This window comes from Desulfotignum phosphitoxidans DSM 13687 (genome assembly GCF_000350545.1).
GTDB classification, from domain to species: Bacteria; Desulfobacterota; Desulfobacteria; order Desulfobacterales; family Desulfobacteraceae; genus Desulfotignum; species Desulfotignum phosphitoxidans.
Window position 1 is genome coordinate 941,694 of record NZ_APJX01000001.1, and the last position, 17,016, is coordinate 958,709.

Below are 17,016 nucleotides of genomic sequence, written 5' to 3' on the forward strand. Positions count from 1 at the left end.
AATTCTAACTTTTTAAATTGATGATAGATAAACAGGGCAGACATATAGTGGCATCCATCGAAATTGATGAGGATCAGGACACGCTGACGGCCATACGGCACTGCATACCCGTGCTGGAACAAATTGCTGAGCGGTCGGAACTTCTGGCAAAATTATCAGAAAATGACCGCGTTGCCCTGCTTTCTGCGGCAGGGAAAATTGCCCGGCCTGGTCCTGAAGAGATACGAAAACGCAAAAAGGACAAACAACAGCGTAAGCGCAGGGCCATTGTTGAAAAGGAAAAGCGGCTGAGGGCTGCCACGGGTATCCGCAAGGCCAGGGAAGCCACTGTGTTTACCGCGCCGCTGAAGATTTCAGGTCCTGTTTCGGTGACAAAAGAGACCGGACAGACGCTGGAATCCCCCCGGAACTGCTATGTATGCAAGGCCGCGTTTAAACAGATCCATCACTTCTACGATGCCATGTGCCCGGAATGCGCGGAATTCAACTATCAGAAGCGCTTTCAGACCGCGTCCCTGAAGGGTCAGGTGGCATTGATCACAGGGTCCCGTCTTAAAATCGGATACCAGGCCACCCTGATGATGCTCAGGGCCGGGGCAAAGGTGATTGCCACGACCCGGTTTCCCAGGGATTCCGCCCTCCGGTTTTCAAAGGAGGATGATTTTTCCGACTGGGGCCACAGGCTCCAGATTTACGGTCTGGATCTGCGGCATACCCCGAGTGTGGAGCTGTTCTGTGATTATATCAAGGATACGTATCAGCGGCTGGATATCCTGATCAATAATGCGGCCCAGACCGTCCGCCGGCCCCCTGGATTTTACGCCCATCTCATGGAGACTGAGACCGGGGATACAGGACTGCTGCCTGAGGATGCTCAGACCCTTCTGGGGCAGTATGGCAAATGCATCTCCCGGCTGACGTCCGGCCGGCCGGAAAATATCGGGGAGGAAAAGGCCCTGCCCGTGACCTGGAACGGATCAGCACCCGGGATAGGGCTGCGCATGTCGGCACAACTGTCCCAGATTCCCTACTCCTATGACCATTCTTTAGATGTGCCCGAGGTGTTCCCTGCAGGCAGACTGGATGCAGACCGCCAGCAGGTGGATCTGCGCAAGACCAACTCCTGGCGGTTGCGGCTGGGGGAAATTCAGACATCTGAAATGCTGGAGATCCAGCTGGTCAACGCCGTGGCACCCTTTGTGCTGTGCAACCGCCTGGCAGAGCTGATGAAGCAGGACAACACAGGGCAGAAGCATATTGTGAATGTCTCGGCAATGGAGGGCAAGTTCCTGCGGTTTAAGAAGGGCAGCCGCCATCCCCACACCAACATGGCCAAGGCCTCCTTGAACATGCTCACCCATACGGCGGCCAGTGACCTGGCCAGGCACGGCATTTACATGAATGCCGTGGATACGGGCTGGGTAACGGATGAGGATCCGGCGGTCCTGGCAAAGCAAAAACTAGCTGATCATGATTTCCAGCCCCCGCTGGATATTGTGGACGGGGCAGCCAGGATCTGCGACCCGTTTTTCCACGGGATCATCACGGGAAAACACTGGTGCGGTAAATTTCTAAAGGATTATTTCCCCATTGACTGGTAGGAGGTCGGAGGTCTTTCGGAGCTAAAATCGCCGCATCGCATATTGCACCGCCTTTTGTGCATGAATGGCCGTGGTGTCAAAGAGTTTTACGGGTGTATCCTTCTGGCCCACCAGCATCCCGATTTCCGTGCAGCCCAGGATGATGGCTTCAGCCCCCTGTTTTGCCAGGGTATCGATGATCCGAAGATATTTTTCCCTGGTTTCGTGTTTTGCGATTCCCAGGCACAGTGATCAACAGCCCTTACTTAGAAAAACAGCTGTTATGTGGCGGATTCATTCAAGAAAGTACAATTTCAAACTTTTTTCTTCCTTTAATCCTGTAAACTGTAAAATCACGATCAATAGTTGCAATGGTATTTATGTTGAGTTGTTCAGCTATATAAACAAGACATGAATCGGCAAAATCCATTGGTAAGTCACGATATTTTTCTGTTAGCTCTTTTAATCGATGAAAGTCTTTATTTTGGATATCATGAATCTCAACTCCTCCTCTGCCAATCCAGTCTAAAAAATCTATCTGCGCATTTCGGTTGAAATCCAATAAGTGAAGTGTCTCTGTTATGGAGGCTATCGTTGTAATGAGAGGATATTTATTTAGCTTGATAAAATCAACCGATTCTTGATGGTATCTATCGGATGAATCGAACAACGCAATTAAAGGGCCAGAGTCTATTAGAATTTTTTTCATTTTCTTTTAGCCCGAATTTTTTCTTTTAAAATCGTTTTTCGATCGACCGACAAATTTTTCAGGCCGCTTGAATATTTTCCAAAATAATCTTTACCCAATTCCCAAGCATCCGGACTTTCAAGTTTTCCGAGATATTCAATTACACTTTTACGAATCAAATCGGATTTTGTTAGACCAAGATTTTTGGCAACGGTACTAATCTCTTTTTCTAAATTCGGATCGAGTCTTAATGTGATCATATTGCCACCTCCGTATTACAAAATGTAATACAAATGCGTTGTTGTGTCAAGTTGCTTCTGCCACAGGGGGATAACACAAAAATGATGCGGTTCGCCCGCATTATTTTGATTGTTGGCATTACAGATGGTACCTTTTCGTCATGATCAAAATCCGGGTGCGCCCTGATGCTGTCTGCAATGTGGATGAATTTGATCCGCTGTTCTTCCGGCGTGGCGCTCCACCCCTGAAACCACGGTTCATTAAAGCAGCGGACAATATCATCCAAAGGATCGTGGGCCTCCTCAAGTGTCTTCAAGTTTCGTGTTCAAACCGGACATCCACCTGTGTCTCCCCGTCCGGGCTCTGGTAAATCTGTATGCAGCTGTCATCTGTCATCGGTTCATACCTTATTTTTATATCACTTCTTTGGCTTTTCAAGGTCCACCAAGTCAATAGGGCTTAATATGTTTTTAATGCATGTAACGACGAACGTTGCGGTCCTGTGCACTGCATGGTTAACCGCCAATTATTTCATTCAACCCCTCAATGATGAGCGTCAACTCTTCGTCGGATGCTTTTGATATCTTTTTGCCGATTCGCTTTGTAGACAGGATTCGAATCTGGCTGATCTTTACCCACGATTTTTTGGGAAGCTTGGTGTCCACAAGTTCCATAGTTAGTGGATAGCCTGCCTTTTGCCGCTGGCTGGTGATCGCGACGGCAATTACAGTGCCCGATCTCTCGTTAAATACATTGTGACTTAAAATGAGAACAGGGCGTAAGCCGCCCTGTTCGCTTCCAATGACTGGATTTAAATCTGCCCAGTGAATGTTACCCCTTAATATTGCGGCCATTCTTCCAACTCCGATGAGAAGCCTTCCTCAGCTAAAGACTGTTCGAATTCAGGGTCAAGCTTGGAGCACTCCTGCGCAAGACGGCTTTTCTCAATGCGCATAAGCTTTTCAGCAACGGCCTGTTGAATGGCGTTGCTACGGCTTGAAAAAAATTTTGATTTGACAAGAATATCAAGCTGTTTAAGTGTCTTGTCGTCAATTGTAATTGCAATTTTTGATGCCGGCATTTTTATCACCTCCGGGTATGATAATAAATCATACCCTATGTTTTTTCAAGCTAAACTTTTCTGACGGTTAACGCGTTTCTCAGCGGCGAGGGAACCGAGTCCGCTGAAGAAAAATGTTGGGCTCGCCGCCTTATTTAATCAACATCTCTAGGTTCAGTAAGCAGTTTAATACCCTGAAGAACCTGGAAGATACGATCTTTTGACAAAGTTCCTATTTTTTCCGATAAATCGCTTTTGTTCACTGTGAAAATTTGCGAAATATTCACGACGCTTTTTTTGGATAAGTTCGCTTCGCCCTTCTTTAAGGTTACGCTGCCGGGCGCACTGGCTCTTTTCATATTGGACGTGAGAGTACAAACAACAACCGTGTTTATTCGGCTGCGATTAAAGAGGTTGTTTTGAAGGACGAGATGAGGATGACGATAGCCAGGCTCTGATCCATTAGGGGCTCTGAAATCAATCCAAAAAATATCCCCTTGGTTGATTACCATTGATCTTTTACCATTCCATAGTGTTTTGAATGCATCATAGTAACCATCGGTTCAGTTTCAGTTGTATCTTTGTATGCCTCATTAATCAGTTTGAGAAGCTCGATATTATTATGGCGCTGTATGAATTCCCGAGCAGCCATCGTAAAAAGCCGACTTCTTGAAACATTTAAATTTTTAGCCAGGATATCCATCTGTTCAAAAACAGGTTTTTCAATTGATATTGCTGTTTTTACATTTGGCATGGTTAACACCTCCATTAAATACCAAAGTATAACTATTGGTATTGCTGTTGTCAATACCATTTCGGCTTTAGAAACCCAACATGGAGTTCACTGGAGCTGTATTATTCCAATCCCTGTTGATTCAAGATGATCACATACCTGCTGGTAATGCCCAGGATGCCTTTTTTCTGCATGGCAGAAACCACGACCGGGCTGAAGCGCTGGGACGACAGGGGCCACGAACCAAATCGGCATTTATTAGATTTGGCAATGTTGCCATTTTTAATAAATGGTTGTGGATGGATGCCTGATTTATCCCCATTTGTTCTCCAATAAAAAAAAGTGTGTGGTAAAATGTTGTCCTATCTCAAATTGCGTCGCTGAAGTATTTCCGAGATATTCCGTCTGCCGTCGAGAATGCAATGGATAAAAACATCTGATCTTATGATCTCGTAAAGAATGCGGTAAACTTTTACATGGATTTCGCGATAGTCATACACATCAATTCGTTGAAGCTCAGGGGGATAATGACCTTTTTCCGGATTAAATGACAGATTGCGGCAGGCTGTTTCTATTTCTGAAAAAATTGTTTTCGCGTTTTGCGGGGATCCGGCTTTTTTTATATAATCATAGATTTCAAAAAGGTCTTTTTCCGCATCTAAGATAATATGAACTGTGTATTTCATTCAGATTGGTCTTCTCGGATTTTCTTTTTCAAATTGCTGAAAACATCGGCAACAGGTTTGTGATCCCCATTTTTAAGGCTATTTCTACTTTGGGCCAACATTTTCAGCATGGCAAGGCTTTCCTGTGTCTGCTCATATTGAACAATATCCTGGAGAATCGCTTTGGCTTCCCCATTCTGAGTGATAACCATGGGTTGCTGGCGATCAGCGATTTGCCGGACAATTTCTGAAGCATGCGCTTTAAAATAGCTAATGGGTTTTACAGATTCGCTTAGTTTCATCTTGGCCTCCATAATTAATGATATTGATCTTAATTTAGTCCATATTGAGATCAAAGTCAAGATGAGACCGCTGAACGCGGCGCAGCCGCCGTGAACGTCAAGGCTCACAGTCGCCGGGCGACATAGGCCAGCACATGGTCCGGGCACGCTATCTGTCAACGATCTGTCTAAGGCTTTGCTGCATTGCTGATTTGAATGCAGCGGGGTGCGGACCGGTTCAACCGGGACAGGGCCTTTTCATTGGCTTGGCTGACCATGGGCCGCCTCAAGTGTCTTCAAGTTTCGTGTTCACACAACAAATTCATTATCAGTTTAATCAGGGTCTCTTTTTGTTTTGGATCAGACTCGGCCACCAGCAGGGTTAACGCCGCAAGACCGGTATCATTGATCACAGGCACACCATTCTGCCTTATCAGACGGCCGTTGCGGTGTAAAAAATCCACAAACAAAAACGCACCGCTGCGCTTGTTACCGTCAGTAAACGGATGGTTTTTCACCACAAAATACAAAAGATGGGCAGCCTTGCTTTCAACCGTGGGATAGGCAGGTTCTCCGAATACAGTTTGTTCGAGATTGCCGAAAATAGCGCCCAGGCTGTCGGGCCGGGACATATTGGCGAAAAGTTCTGAGGCTTCATCTTTTGCCATCAACTGCTGTTTCAACGCCAGGATGGATGCCATGGCCGCTTTGGGCGTGGGAAGGATGCCGCCGGGAAAACCGCCCGGTTCTTTGAGCAATCCTTCGTCATACTGCTGGAGCCATAAAAAGGTGGTGGTATACCGGCCCATGATATCCACCAGGCCCCGCCCCATGTCTGTGGCAAGGGCAGGCGATCTGGCCGCCTTCTGAATCAGGGCAAGGGCCTGCTTTAATTCTGCTGCATTTTCTTCAAAGCGTTTCTGGTTGAGGGCATAGCCCTGAATCAAATAGTCTCGTAACCGCTGTGTGGCCCACCTGCGAAATTGAACACCCTGGGGAGACTTCACCCGGTATCCCACAGAGATCACCACATCCAGGTCATAGAGGGTAACCGGCTTGTCGGAACGGGCAATTTGCATTTTTTGCAAATTGCTTTTCTCGTTGATCTCCCCCTCCTGTACTGCATTTTTGATATGACGTGAAATAACCGACACATCTCGGTGGAACAACTCTACCATCTGGGCTTGTGTCAACCAGGCAGTCTCGTGTTCAAACCGGACATCCACCTGTGTTTCCCCGTCCGGGCTCTGGTAAATCTGTATGCGGCTGTCATCTGTCATCGGTTCATACCTTATTTTTATACCACTTCTTTGGTTTCTCCAGTCTGCGGCACCTTGATTTTTCCGGTGACGGCTGAATTGATCAGCACGTCCTTGGCTGCCATGTGGCGGATCTGTGTTTTGAGGTTGAATTTTTCAATAATCTCTTTGACATTGGCTGAATTTGCCTGAAATTTCTTGCATCTTCCCAAGCCTTTTCAAGTTCTTGAAAAGGCATATCAATCCATTCTCTTACAAGTTTTGTTGCTGTCCGGGAATTCTAAAATATTTGTTCATTTTCATGGGATATCCGTTAAGCGGATACTCTTTGTTTCATCAGGGACTGTTATTTGATATTTTTTATTTAGGATTCCATTGGCTGCAACCTGTCGTTTCCCTTTTCCCAGATCAATATTTTTTATATCCAGCTTCTGAAACCAGGGCATACTATATGTGTCCGCAAAATAGAGGAATAACCGTTTTGCTTTTATTGAACTGCATGCTTCAAGAAGGGTTTGTACATATTCACATCGCAAGGTTAAAAGACTTTCCATAAAATGACCAGCCTCTTCAAACGAATGATAATTTGGAATCAGAGCACACAATTCAAACATGGCGCGCTCGGGCGCAGAACCTTTTATTTCAAAATTGCCCGTATTAAAATGCATTAATCCAAAATCAGGTCGCGATTGGAAAATATTTAGCTGCTTAAAACACAATTGATCTTCCCATGGATGTTTTATGAACCATTTCGGTAATTGAATTTTTTCAGATGCAAAAAGATATACTTTTGCTGTTTGCCCCAATTGAAGATTATGTCCGAATCCAGATAATTCTAGAGCAGTTTTCCCGCCAGCATGAACAAAAAGATTTAACTGATTCTGAACTGCATACAATCCCCCTCGCCAATCAACAGTATCTCCGTGTTGAATATATGCACCACTTCCTATTTTAGTTACCCAAGGCGCTTTCTGGTAATAGTCTAGTAACTGCTGATATCCGCCATACTCGCGGAACCATGCCAATGTACCCACTGTCCCTTTAGGCCAATTCCGGAGGATTTGGTTTAATATATTTCTTTTTTCACCAGTCATGTTTGTGATTATAAGCTAAAATCAAACTAAATTCAAGAAGTTAGTTTAAAATTATTATTATTTAACAAGTTAAACTTGTGATTTTTTAACGCCGCTTAACACACGTGGCTACGAAATGGAGGTGAAGCCACAATGTAGTAGCCCTCGTCATGATCATGATCCGGGCATGCTATCTGTCAACGATCTGTCTAAGGCTTTGCTGCATTGCCGATTTGAAGGCAGCATCGCTGGCCAGCAGCTTGTATAGTTCCAGCTCATTGCGCCGTTTTTTGAGCATGACATCTTCAAATATCTTTTGAAACGCCAGAACCCGGTTATGGGTATCCTGGTTGTTTTTGTACTTTTGATCAAAATCCGGGTGTGCCCTGATGCTGTCTGCAATGTGGATGAATTTGATCCGCTGTTCTTCCGGGGTGGCGCTCCATCCCTGAAACCACCGTTCATTAAATCGGCGGACAATATCATCCAGGGGGTCGTGGGCCTCATCACCGCCGTGGGCACCCCGGGGATTCGGGTTTTGCGGGTCCAGTTCGGTCTCATCCTCATTCAGCCGGATACGGTGATTCAGTTTCACCCGCTGCAACCCATAGGAGGACAGATCCACCGCGTTCAGCAATTCATCAATCTCATCTGCCTTCGGGTCTTTTACGATCAGTTTGGGGATCAGAAATTTTAAAAACCAGAACAGCTTTTCCCATGCCACAATTTCATAGGGCATAATCGATGCCATTTGCCCGTATATTTTGACAAACTGCTTGGCCTTGATTTTCAGATCAGCCTTGTCCTGGTCTTCCAGTGCCAGCCCTGTATTGAATCTGGCTGCCGCAGTATCAATGAAAGGGCTTAAATCCTGTGCATCCGCATCATTGAAATAATGTTCCACAAAATCTTCCACCTCCTGCCATTCATATATGCCTTCTGCATCCAGGGTTTCTTTGAGATCATGCAGGACATTCACATCCGTGGCTCTGGACAGGCTGGTGGCCGTGTAAAAATCATCGAACGCGGTCTGGATCTCTTCCACCCGATTGAAAAAATCCAGGATAAACAAATCTTCGGTTTTTTTGCCCAGATGGGGTGCGGACCGGTTCAACCGGGACAGGGCCTGGACCGCCATCACCCCCTGCAGTTTTTTATCCACATACATCGCTGCCAGTTTGGGCTGATCAAAACCGGTCAAATATTTGTTGGCCACCACCAGCAGCCGGTAATCATCTGTATCGAACCGCTCTTTGGTCTCGCTTTCGGCAAACCCGTTCATATCGCTTTCCGTATAATCAATGCCGTCCACCTGCTTTTGCCCGGAAAATGCAATCAATGCCTTGAACTGGTTCCCCCTTTTTGCCAGGAGCCGGGATATGGCCTGAAAATACCGGATGGCGGTTTCAATATTCTGGGTAATAACCATTGCTTTGGCTTTGCCCTTGAGTTTTTTCTGGTTCACCACATGGGGGATAAAGTGCTCCAGGATAATGTCCGCTTTTATGGCAATGGTCTGCCGGTGCCGCTCCACATAGGCCCGCAGTTTTTTCTGGGCTTTTTTGCTGTCAAACAGGGGGTTGTCCTGTATGGATTTCTGAATTTCATAATAGCTTTTATAGGTGGTGTAATTGGCCAGGACATCCAGGATAAACCCTTCTTCAATGGCCTGTTTCATTGAATACAGATGAAACGGCGTATACCGGCCGTCGGGCTGCCTGATGCCGAATTTTTCCAGAGTGGTGTTCTTAGGGGTAGCGGTAAAGGCAAAATAGGACGCGTTTTCCCGCATTTTGCGCTCTGCCATGGCCTTGAGAATTTTATCCTGGGCATCCAGGCTGTCTGCGTCTTCCTGATCATCCCTTCCCATGACCCGGTTCATGGTGTCATGGGCAGTGCCGCTCTGGGAGCTGTGGGCCTCGTCAATCACCACGGCAAAGTTCTTTTTCCGCAAATCACTGATACCGTCCAGAATAAAGGGAAATTTCTGTATGGTGGTGATAATGATCTTTTTGCCCTGCTCCAGGGCCGTTTTCAGGTCCTGGGACCGGTATGCCGGTGCAATAATGTTTTTGACTTCGGAAAATTCCCTGATGGTTTCCCGTAGCTGCTTGTCCAGCAGGCGCCGGTCCGTGACCACGATGACCGAATCAAACAGTGGCTGCTCCAGGCCTTTTGCACCCCGGATGTCTGCTGCGGCAGGATAGGTCTCGACCAACCGGTACGCGGCCCAGGTAATGGAGTTTGATTTTCCGGACCCTGCCGAATGCTGCACAAGACAGGTATGTCCCATCCCGTTTTGTGCGGCATGCCCGGCAAGTTTCCGGACCACATCCATCTGGTGATACCGCGGAAAAAACAGTCTTCTTTTGTTCAAAGGATCTTTGGGCCTGCCGGAAAGCCGGATAAAGTGTTGGACAATATCTGCGATGCTCTCTTTTTTGAAAACCTCTTCCCATAAATAAGCGGATTTATGCCCGCTTTTATTGGGGGGATTTCCCGCACCCAGATTGTGCCCCTTGTTGAACGGCAGGAAAAAGGTGGATTTTCCGGCAAGCTTTGTGGTCATATACACCTCATCCGTATCCACTGCCATGTGGACAAGACACCGGCCGAACTGCAGCAAAGGCTGGCGGCTGTCCCTTTTGGTCCTGTACTGCTTTTGCCCGTGAAACCTGGCGGTCTGTCCGGTCCAGGGATTTTTCAGTTCCAGGGTGGCAAAGGCAAGCCCGTTGATAAACAGCACCAGATCAATGGATTCGCCGGGATTATCCAGGGAATAGTGCACCTGCCGGGTGGAACTGAAAATATTGTTCTCAAAATTGGTTTTTACCTGTTGTGCACTGCTGGCAAGGGGGGCCGGATACATCAGAACAAGGTGGACGTCATCCAGGCTCAGGCCTTTTTTCAAAAGATGCAGCAGGCCGTTTTTTCTGGCCATGCGGTCCAGGCGCTCCAGGATCTTTCGCTGCCATTCATCTGTGTCCCGGCTGTTGCGCTTAAGTTTTTCCAGTTCCTTTCCCTGGGTTTTTGTCAGAAAGGCCCAGAACTTTTCCGTATCAATGGCGAATCTCGGGTTGAAATGCTGGGGATACCCCTGCTCATACCCATGATGGATGCCAAACGGCATCCTGGTTTCCGCCACTGTGTGATCATCTGCCGCCGCCTGTAATTCTTCCAGGCAGGTGCCGGTCAATTTTTTTTCAATGGCAGCTTCCAGGGCCTGTTCATTGGTTTGGCTGACCATGGGCCTCCTTACTTTTTTTCTTTCCTGTATCCGGCACCTTGATTTTTCCGGTGACGGCTGAATTGATCAGCGTGGCCTTGTATTCCTTTAGCTTTTCGATCATCTGCTCCTGAATGGTGATGGCCTTGTCGATTTTGGTGGATTGGGTCTGGATGTGGTTATAAATGGCTAACTGCTCTTTTAGGGGTGGTAATAGGACTGGTAAAGCTTTTAGCAATTCTTGGCTCAATGATGCACGAGTAACTATATTCATTTCCCCAACGAAATAAGCCCGGAGCATGTTAGAACAAAAATAATATTTTGAAAAACCTGGTTCTAAATAATTTGGTTTTGGGCGAAATCGGATTAAGAAACCTGCAAATGTTGAGTTTTCAATAGTTTTCATGCAAACAGAAGGAAAACCAATTTCTTCTGCTGTTTCCGATGTTCTTGTAAAAAGGACGTCTCCTCTCTTAACAGAGTATTGAAGCCTGTCACGGGTTGAAGATTTTGCTAAACCTTTCACCAAACAAGGTAACTCTCGGCAATTATAAACATCGCTGTAACTGACAAATGGATGGCCAGAACCAAAATAGTCTGCCTCGGCACTAATACCATTCTGTGTTGTACCGATAAGTCTAAGCCGTTTCACTTCCCAATGATATGGTATCTTCCCAATCCATTCCACCCCTGAATCACGCATGGGAACATCAGGATCAAGGCCCTTGGTAATGGCATTCTGGATCAGGATCTGTTTGCGTTCTTTAAGGAGAAGGATCTGTTTTTCCTTGATGGCGATGGTCTGGTCAATTTTAGTGATTTTGCAGTCGAGGAAGTTGGCGATGGCAGTTTGTTCTCCAGACGATGGTATCAAAAATGGAATGGTCTTCATTCTCGTTTTGGATAAATCCCATTGTCCAATACGCACACCATCTGATGCACATCCAAAAAACGAAATATAAAGTCTACTTCGTATTGCAATGTTGAAATAGTTTGGATCAATTTCTTTGTTGAAAGAAAATACGTAATATGCAGGACTGATGATACCTGTATATTCAGAAACACCATACGAACCCTGCCATGCCTTCATTTTGTTCATACCAAATTGACCTTTTTGGAGGCATTTATAATTGCTCAAATCATCCGGGATATAATTATGATTTTCTTCTTGGTTATCCATATCCCGTTCAATAACGCCTTTTTCACGGGTTATCGAAAGTAAGGATAAATGAGGCTTGTTTTTGATTGAAATTGGCTTTAATAAAGCGCCAAGATTGACAATTTCCCAATGCGCCGGAATCTCCCCAATCCATTCTACCCCGGAATCGTTATAAACCTCATATCCGGGCATCAATGTCATTATCTCAGTCATTGTCCACCGCGGATACAGTTGCCACATCTACGCCCAGGATATCGGCGATCAGTCCTTCCGCCTGTTGTTCCAGATCCAGGATGTCGGTTGCCACCGCTTCCATGGACCGCAGGGGTTTGTGGCGGTAGAAATACTTGTTGAAGCTGACTTCATAGCCGATCTTGACCGAATCCAGATTAATCCAGGCGTCAGGAACATGGGGGGTTACTTCTTTTTTGAAAAAACCGTGGATGTCATCTTTGAGGGGGACGGATTCATGGTCCCGAAGATCTGTGCAGGGCTCATAGGTGAGATACTCCCCTGTTTTGTCTGTGGGATAATATCCGAAGTCGGGCAGGGCGGATTCTTCGCATCCCAGATGCTCCAGCAGCCTGTCCAGTTTGTCGCCGGAGAGTTTGACCTTCTTTTTAATGACCCTGCGGGCGGTTTCATCATACCAGGACACGGCATTGAGGATAGCCTTTTTTTCCGTGGCCGACAGTCTTATTTTCTGTACTTTCAGGGCGCTGTCCACGGCTTTTTCAAACCGGTTGAAATCGTCCCATTCATCCGGCCCGATCTTCTCCATGAGTTTCTGGGACGCTGCCACCAGTTTCAATTGTCTGGTCCAGGTATCGAGGCTGAACAGTTTTTTGCGGTTTCTGCCGTTCAGGGCAATGCCGCTGTCCTCACAAAAACCCAGAATCAGTTTTTCATTTTCAGCCAGGGTGCCGGGGGTGTAGACTGCATCCCCTAACTGTTCGTAGATCCATTGCATGGGTTCTGCCAGGGTTCTGTCAAACCGCAGGGGTGCTGTCCGGTCAGGTGAAATCCGCGCCTTTCTGCGGTCCGGCCGCTCAATGGCCACCTTGTAATATCCGAAATCACTGTTTTCAAACACTTTGGCGGCAATGCCGGTATTGTTTTTGTTTTCATCCTGTTCCGGTTCTTTGATCTCCATGGCAAGAAAGCAGGTGACAATCTCCCGGATATGATCCGGGGAGAATTCACAGTTCTTGTTGCCCAGGTTTTTTCTCAGTTTCTTGAAAACGCGGGAGGCATCAATGAGCTGGACCTTTCCCTTTCGATGGGGCTGCTTGTTGTTGGACAGCAGCCAGATATAGGTGGTGATGCCGGTGTTGTAGAACAGGTTGTTTGGAAGCTGGATAATGGCTTCCAGAAGATCATTTTCAATGATGTGCCGGCGGATATTGCTTTCGCCGGAACCGGCATCCCCGGTAAACAGGCTGGAGCCGTTGTGGACCGATGCAACCCGGGAGCCTGCCGTACTTTCGGAAAAGACCTTCATCTTGCTGATCATTTCCATCAGAAACAAAAGCTGCCCGTCGCTTGTGCGCGGAACAGCATCCACAGGCTGCGGCTGATGCCAATAATCTTTGAGAACCACCTTGAACCGCGGATCAATGACAGCTGCCCCGTCCTTGATAAATTTTACTTCACTGGCCCAGCTTTTCCCGTAGGGCGGATTGGACAACATGAAATCAAACCGGTTGGAAGCAAATTCATCCGTGGACAGGGTGGACCCCGGGCGGATATTTTTGGGGTCATTTCCCTTGATCATCATATCGGATTTGCAGATGGCATAGGTTTCATCGTTGATCTCTTTGCCGTAAAGATACACATCCCCCGTGGCCCGGATCTGTCCTTTTTTATCAGCAATAAAATTCTGGGATTCAGTGAGCATGCCGCCGGACCCGCAGGCTGGATCATAGATGGTCATGACAACGGGAAGTCTGTCTTTTACCGGTTCAAACACCAGCCGGGTCATCAGCTCGATCACCTCTCTGGGTGTGAAATGCTCGCCTGCCTCTTCATTGTTTTCTTCGTTGAATTTCCTGATCAGCTCTTCAAAGACGTATCCCATGCCCAGGTTGGTTAAGGCGGGCATCAGATTGCCGTCCGGGTCCAGCTTGTCATGGGGGGTCAGGTTCAGGTAAGGGGAGGTGAATTTTTCCAGGACATCCAGCAGTACGTCCTTGGCCGCCATGTGGCGGATCTGGGTTTTGAGGTTGAATTTTTCAATGATCTCTTTGACATTGGCTGAAAAACCGGCCAGGTAATCCTCCACATTGGCCTGGAGGATCTGCTGGTTATTGGTGGCCGTGGCAAAAAGGCTTTTCAAGGTCCACTTGCTGATATTGTAGAATACATAACCCGCCGCATCCTGCAGCCCTTTTTCATCCAGTTCCACCAGCCCCATGTCATCTTTCTGAAAAGCCACCTCCTCGAGCACCTTTTCTTTGGTGGGCTCCAAAAGGCTGTCCAGCCTTCGTAAGACCACCATGGGCAAAATAACATCCCGGTATTTGCCCCGGACATAAATATCTCTCAGGCAGTCGTCAGCAATGGACCAGATAAATGATACGTTCTTATTGTGCACAGCTTGGTTCATATTCGTTGGCTCTTTGTTTTTTAAGCAGGGTTGCGGTTTTTAAACATGGGATAATGCCAAGGCTCACAGATGCCACCCTCGAAGAGTAGCGGAAAAGTTGGCATCCTTGAGCACCCGTTGGGAAGTATCTCTACTTTCGACTTATTAACTTACTCAACACTTCCTCCATTTCACGCAACTGTGGGTTGTTTGGATAGTCCTTTTTTAAAACTCCAATCAAATCAGAAAGACTGCATTTACCCCCATTAGCTGCTACTCTTGCTGCATGTTGCCAACGAGAAAATACCGTTCCTTTGCTTTCAAGATCTTTTCGTTTCCCACCAGCTCGCTCCCAGACCTCATCCAGGCTATCAGGGGCCAGCTCACTGCCAATGTCGGCGACGCTCTCGATTAGCGCAGACTTGTAATCTGATAAGCTACTTTCCGTGTTCTGAGGAATTGAAAATCCCAGAAGTATTCGATCCCATATTGGAAGCAATTCCTTGCATAGTTCCAAGGCAGGTATAGCTTCCGGGGTGCGTCGTCTGATCTCGTTTAGCCTCTTCGCAGCATTGGCCCACTTCTTCCCCAAAAGAACCTGCCCGATTCGAGTCCCATACTTTTGCCAATCTAAACGTGAAAAGTAATGCATCCAATCGATCAATTCATTCTCTCTAATGGGTACATCCCATGTGAGAAGAGCTAATATTGCACGTATGGAAGGCCTACCAGACCGCAAAAGCTCGATAATCTTGTTTAGCAATACTGGTTCAGGTTGAATAATTGATTGCCTTGAATTGATTTGCTCAATTAATTCAGCAATTCTCGGTGAAGGTCTAAAATTCCCAGAAAAATGTCAATCCACCAAAATTCAGTCCGATGTCAGCTGAGAATTAGGATTTTTCAGCCCAAATCGCAGGCATTTATGTATCAGGTTTGTGGAAAATGTCAAGAAAACCGGATAGAAGCCAATAGAGATCCATTGACCTGAAACGGCCTTGATGAATCAGAATCATTTGTTGACCGGGCGAAGCAAATTTTCATGGAGCACGAATATCGGTTGGTGGGGAGATCACAAAACCAAGCAGTGATTCCCAATTTTCGAATATTATGACCCGGATTGTACAACGCAACTGGTTCCAGAATTCTTTTTTGCACTGAATTTGGCCCTGGCTATTTGTACAAAGGGTCTTTGAGTTCAATGATTTGATGCATAAAAAAAGCCAGCAGGGTAAACAGGAAAAAATTGAATGATAAGTTCTTTTTTCCATGGCCATAGTTGTGCTCAGCATGATAACCAAGATTTTTCAGGGTATTGAAATTTTCGTTTTCAATTTTCCATTTTGCCCGACCTGCCTTGACAAGCTTTTTCACATTGTTGCCAGTGACCCGGATATCAGTGACCCAGCTGTTTTTATAGGTGATTTTATCTCCATCCCGGATGATGCTGTATTCAAAAAAATTGACCAGCGGTGCTGATTTGTTTCCATTCAACCTGATATCATTGATCCATTCATATCTATGAATGGCGCCCTCGTTATCCTGCCACTCCAAAAGGTGAGCCTGGTCCAGATCCTCTTTTTCTATGAGTTGATCGAATAAAACCTTATGGCTGCTGGGCTTTGCTATCAGAATATATGACATTTTGTTTTGATTGAGAGCCTCAATAAACGGCTGCCTTGAATACAGATCATCGGCTGTAATCACGATCTCCAGTTTTGGATGCTCTTGTCGAATCCGGTTTAAAAAGCGCTTGCCGGCGTTGATCTCACAATCCTGTTTTTTTGAACCATCACTGTTTTTGATTGGTTCCGGTGCCAACGGGACCACCTGTTTTTTTTCTGGATGCACAATAGACGCGCCCAAAACTTTATGGGAGTAATTAATGGTTCCATTTTTGTAACCCTTTGTTAAACATGAGGGGCAGTTGATAGTTTCTGAACTGAAATACTGTGTACCATCAATGGGCAGGAGATACCCCTCATCCAGAAATTGAAAAGGTTGCAACTGATTTCCCCGTTGCAGCAGTCGGAAAAAATCGTTGAAAATTGGAAGCAGCTTTTGAGAAGGTATGGCATCAATGATGTCTCTTAATTGGTTGTCTTTGGGAATCGTTTCAACTTGAAACAACGTCTGCAGATTATTCATTTGCGTCTGTTCCTGCAGACGTCTTTGAAATTCGAGCATTGAAGCATCTTGAAAATACATCATGGCAAGGGCGCTCAGACAGGCATCATGCATGGAATGCTTGATTTTTCCAACCTGCCGCATCTCAATCTCAGCGATTTCATTGACGCGGGCTGAGACCGACTTTCTGAGGTTTGAAAAACCAAGTTTTGTTCCAGTATTCAAGCTGATAGCTCCCAAGTATTGTGCATTTGGATAAAGCTATCATAAAATGATAAAAAAGTCTAGTTTATATTTTCAATTATTTCAATTAGTTATAAAATATTTAAATTTCCCGTCAA

At 46.2% G+C, this 17,016-nt stretch carries 19 protein-coding genes; 1 reads left to right on the top strand and 18 read right to left on the bottom strand.

The genetic code is table 11. The features are described from left to right. The first annotated feature begins 47 nt into the window (after window positions 1-47). The gene (locus DPO_RS04315) at window positions 48-1,601 is read left to right on the top strand and encodes an SDR family oxidoreductase (protein ID WP_236609887.1); all 1,554 of its coding nucleotides are present in this window, start codon (window positions 48-50) and stop codon (window positions 1,599-1,601) included. 21 nt (window positions 1,602-1,622) lie between these two features. Here the strand turns inward: DPO_RS04315 and DPO_RS24430 are convergent, their stop codons facing one another. The 18 genes from DPO_RS24430 to DPO_RS04400 all read right to left on the bottom strand — a co-directional run bounded on the left by DPO_RS24430 (window position 1,623) and on the right by DPO_RS04400 (window position 16,915). Next, window positions 1,623-1,829, bottom strand: coding sequence for an aspartate/glutamate racemase family protein (locus tag DPO_RS24430; protein ID WP_083911978.1), 207 nt, complete (start codon window positions 1,827-1,829; stop codon window positions 1,623-1,625). A gap of 49 nt (window positions 1,830-1,878) precedes the next feature. Further along, window positions 1,879-2,289 carry a type II toxin-antitoxin system VapC family toxin gene (locus DPO_RS04320; protein ID WP_006964496.1) on the bottom strand — a complete coding sequence of 137 codons (411 nt, stop codon included), beginning with the start codon at window positions 2,287-2,289 and terminating at the stop codon, window positions 1,879-1,881. Continuing rightward, window positions 2,286-2,528, bottom strand: a complete 243-nt coding sequence (locus DPO_RS04325; protein WP_006964497.1) for a hypothetical protein — start codon at window positions 2,526-2,528, stop codon at window positions 2,286-2,288. The genes DPO_RS04320 and DPO_RS04325 overlap by 4 nt, the downstream gene beginning before the upstream one ends. Next, a complete protein-coding gene (locus tag DPO_RS04330; protein ID WP_169435007.1) occupies window positions 2,525-2,794 on the bottom strand; it encodes a hypothetical protein in 270 nt (89 codons plus the stop codon). The genes DPO_RS04325 and DPO_RS04330 overlap by 4 nt, the downstream gene beginning before the upstream one ends. Window positions 2,795-3,023: 229 nt before the next feature. Continuing rightward, the gene (locus DPO_RS04335) at window positions 3,024-3,362 is read right to left on the bottom strand and encodes a type II toxin-antitoxin system PemK/MazF family toxin (RefSeq protein WP_006964498.1); all 339 of its coding nucleotides are present in this window, start codon (window positions 3,360-3,362) and stop codon (window positions 3,024-3,026) included. Further along, window positions 3,347-3,589, bottom strand: a complete 243-nt coding sequence (locus tag DPO_RS04340; protein WP_006964499.1) for a ribbon-helix-helix domain-containing protein — start codon at window positions 3,587-3,589, stop codon at window positions 3,347-3,349. Before DPO_RS04340 ends, DPO_RS04335 begins: the two co-directional genes overlap by 16 nt. Window positions 3,590-3,723: 134 nt before the next feature. Beyond that, window positions 3,724-4,080 carry a type II toxin-antitoxin system PemK/MazF family toxin gene (locus tag DPO_RS04345; RefSeq protein ID WP_040011432.1) on the bottom strand — a complete coding sequence of 119 codons (357 nt, stop codon included), beginning with the start codon at window positions 4,078-4,080 and terminating at the stop codon, window positions 3,724-3,726. Beyond that, entirely contained in the window at window positions 4,074-4,322 is a 249-nt protein-coding gene (locus DPO_RS04350; protein WP_006964500.1) for a ribbon-helix-helix domain-containing protein, read from the bottom strand. The genes DPO_RS04345 and DPO_RS04350 overlap by 7 nt, the downstream gene beginning before the upstream one ends. 341 nt (window positions 4,323-4,663) lie before the next feature. Next, window positions 4,664-4,987 carry a type II toxin-antitoxin system RelE/ParE family toxin gene (locus DPO_RS04360; RefSeq protein WP_006964501.1) on the bottom strand — a complete coding sequence of 108 codons (324 nt, stop codon included), beginning with the start codon at window positions 4,985-4,987 and terminating at the stop codon, window positions 4,664-4,666. Continuing rightward, window positions 4,984-5,268 carry a type II toxin-antitoxin system Phd/YefM family antitoxin gene (locus DPO_RS04365; protein WP_006964502.1) on the bottom strand — a complete coding sequence of 95 codons (285 nt, stop codon included), beginning with the start codon at window positions 5,266-5,268 and terminating at the stop codon, window positions 4,984-4,986. Before DPO_RS04365 ends, DPO_RS04360 begins: the two co-directional genes overlap by 4 nt. A 275-nt stretch (window positions 5,269-5,543) precedes the next feature. After that, the gene (rhuM, locus tag DPO_RS04370; RefSeq protein WP_006964504.1) at window positions 5,544-6,527 is read right to left on the bottom strand and encodes a virulence protein RhuM/Fic/DOC family protein; all 984 of its coding nucleotides are present in this window, start codon (window positions 6,525-6,527) and stop codon (window positions 5,544-5,546) included. A gap of 17 nt (window positions 6,528-6,544) precedes the next feature. Then, a complete protein-coding gene (locus tag DPO_RS25495; protein ID WP_160166890.1) occupies window positions 6,545-6,718 on the bottom strand; it encodes a hypothetical protein in 174 nt (57 codons plus the stop codon). Between the two features lie 87 nt (window positions 6,719-6,805). Beyond that, the gene (locus tag DPO_RS04375) at window positions 6,806-7,600 is read right to left on the bottom strand and encodes a type IV toxin-antitoxin system AbiEi family antitoxin (RefSeq protein WP_006964505.1); all 795 of its coding nucleotides are present in this window, start codon (window positions 7,598-7,600) and stop codon (window positions 6,806-6,808) included. A 169-nt stretch (window positions 7,601-7,769) separates the two neighbouring features. Continuing rightward, entirely contained in the window at window positions 7,770-10,826 is a 3,057-nt protein-coding gene (locus DPO_RS04380) for a type I restriction endonuclease subunit R (RefSeq protein ID WP_006964506.1), read from the bottom strand. Beyond that, entirely contained in the window at window positions 10,807-12,177 is a 1,371-nt protein-coding gene (locus DPO_RS04385) for a restriction endonuclease subunit S (protein ID WP_152427533.1), read from the bottom strand. Before DPO_RS04385 ends, DPO_RS04380 begins: the two co-directional genes overlap by 20 nt. Next, on the bottom strand, window positions 12,170-14,569 hold the full coding sequence (locus DPO_RS04390) for a type I restriction-modification system subunit M (RefSeq protein WP_006964508.1): 2,400 nt from the start codon (window positions 14,567-14,569) through the stop codon (window positions 12,170-12,172). Before DPO_RS04390 ends, DPO_RS04385 begins: the two co-directional genes overlap by 8 nt. A gap of 130 nt (window positions 14,570-14,699) precedes the next feature. Further along, the gene (locus tag DPO_RS04395; RefSeq protein ID WP_152427534.1) at window positions 14,700-15,212 is read right to left on the bottom strand and encodes an effector-associated domain EAD1-containing protein; all 513 of its coding nucleotides are present in this window, start codon (window positions 15,210-15,212) and stop codon (window positions 14,700-14,702) included. Between the two features lie 509 nt (window positions 15,213-15,721). After that, on the bottom strand, window positions 15,722-16,915 hold the full coding sequence (locus DPO_RS04400) for a hypothetical protein (protein WP_160166891.1): 1,194 nt from the start codon (window positions 16,913-16,915) through the stop codon (window positions 15,722-15,724). Window positions 16,916-17,016 lie beyond the last annotated feature (101 nt).

Excerpts from the sequence above, each read along its gene's own strand:
- DPO_RS04325 (WP_006964497.1), bottom strand. The coding sequence starts at position 2,528 with ATGATCACATTAAGACTCGATCCGAATTTAGAAAAAGAGATTAGTACC.
- DPO_RS04335 (WP_006964498.1), bottom strand. The coding sequence starts at position 3,362 with ATGGCCGCAATATTAAGGGGTAACATTCACTGGGCAGATTTAAATCCA.
- DPO_RS04375 (WP_006964505.1), bottom strand. The coding sequence starts at position 7,600 with ATGACTGGTGAAAAAAGAAATATATTAAACCAAATCCTCCGGAATTGG.
- rhuM (WP_006964504.1), bottom strand. The coding sequence starts at position 6,527 with ATGACAGATGACAGCCGCATACAGATTTACCAGAGCCCGGACGGGGAA.
- DPO_RS04340 (WP_006964499.1), bottom strand. The coding sequence starts at position 3,589 with ATGCCGGCATCAAAAATTGCAATTACAATTGACGACAAGACACTTAAA.
- DPO_RS04350 (WP_006964500.1), bottom strand. The coding sequence starts at position 4,322 with ATGCCAAATGTAAAAACAGCAATATCAATTGAAAAACCTGTTTTTGAA.
- DPO_RS04365 (WP_006964502.1), bottom strand. The coding sequence starts at position 5,268 with ATGAAACTAAGCGAATCTGTAAAACCCATTAGCTATTTTAAAGCGCAT.
- DPO_RS04380 (WP_006964506.1), bottom strand. The coding sequence starts at position 10,826 with ATGGTCAGCCAAACCAATGAACAGGCCCTGGAAGCTGCCATTGAAAAA.
- DPO_RS04320 (WP_006964496.1), bottom strand. The coding sequence starts at position 2,289 with ATGAAAAAAATTCTAATAGACTCTGGCCCTTTAATTGCGTTGTTCGAT.
- DPO_RS04390 (WP_006964508.1), bottom strand. The coding sequence starts at position 14,569 with ATGAACCAAGCTGTGCACAATAAGAACGTATCATTTATCTGGTCCATT.
- DPO_RS04385 (WP_152427533.1), bottom strand. The coding sequence starts at position 12,177 with ATGACTGAGATAATGACATTGATGCCCGGATATGAGGTTTATAACGAT.
- DPO_RS04345 (WP_040011432.1), bottom strand. The coding sequence starts at position 4,080 with ATGGTAATCAACCAAGGGGATATTTTTTGGATTGATTTCAGAGCCCCT.
- DPO_RS04360 (WP_006964501.1), bottom strand. The coding sequence starts at position 4,987 with ATGAAATACACAGTTCATATTATCTTAGATGCGGAAAAAGACCTTTTT.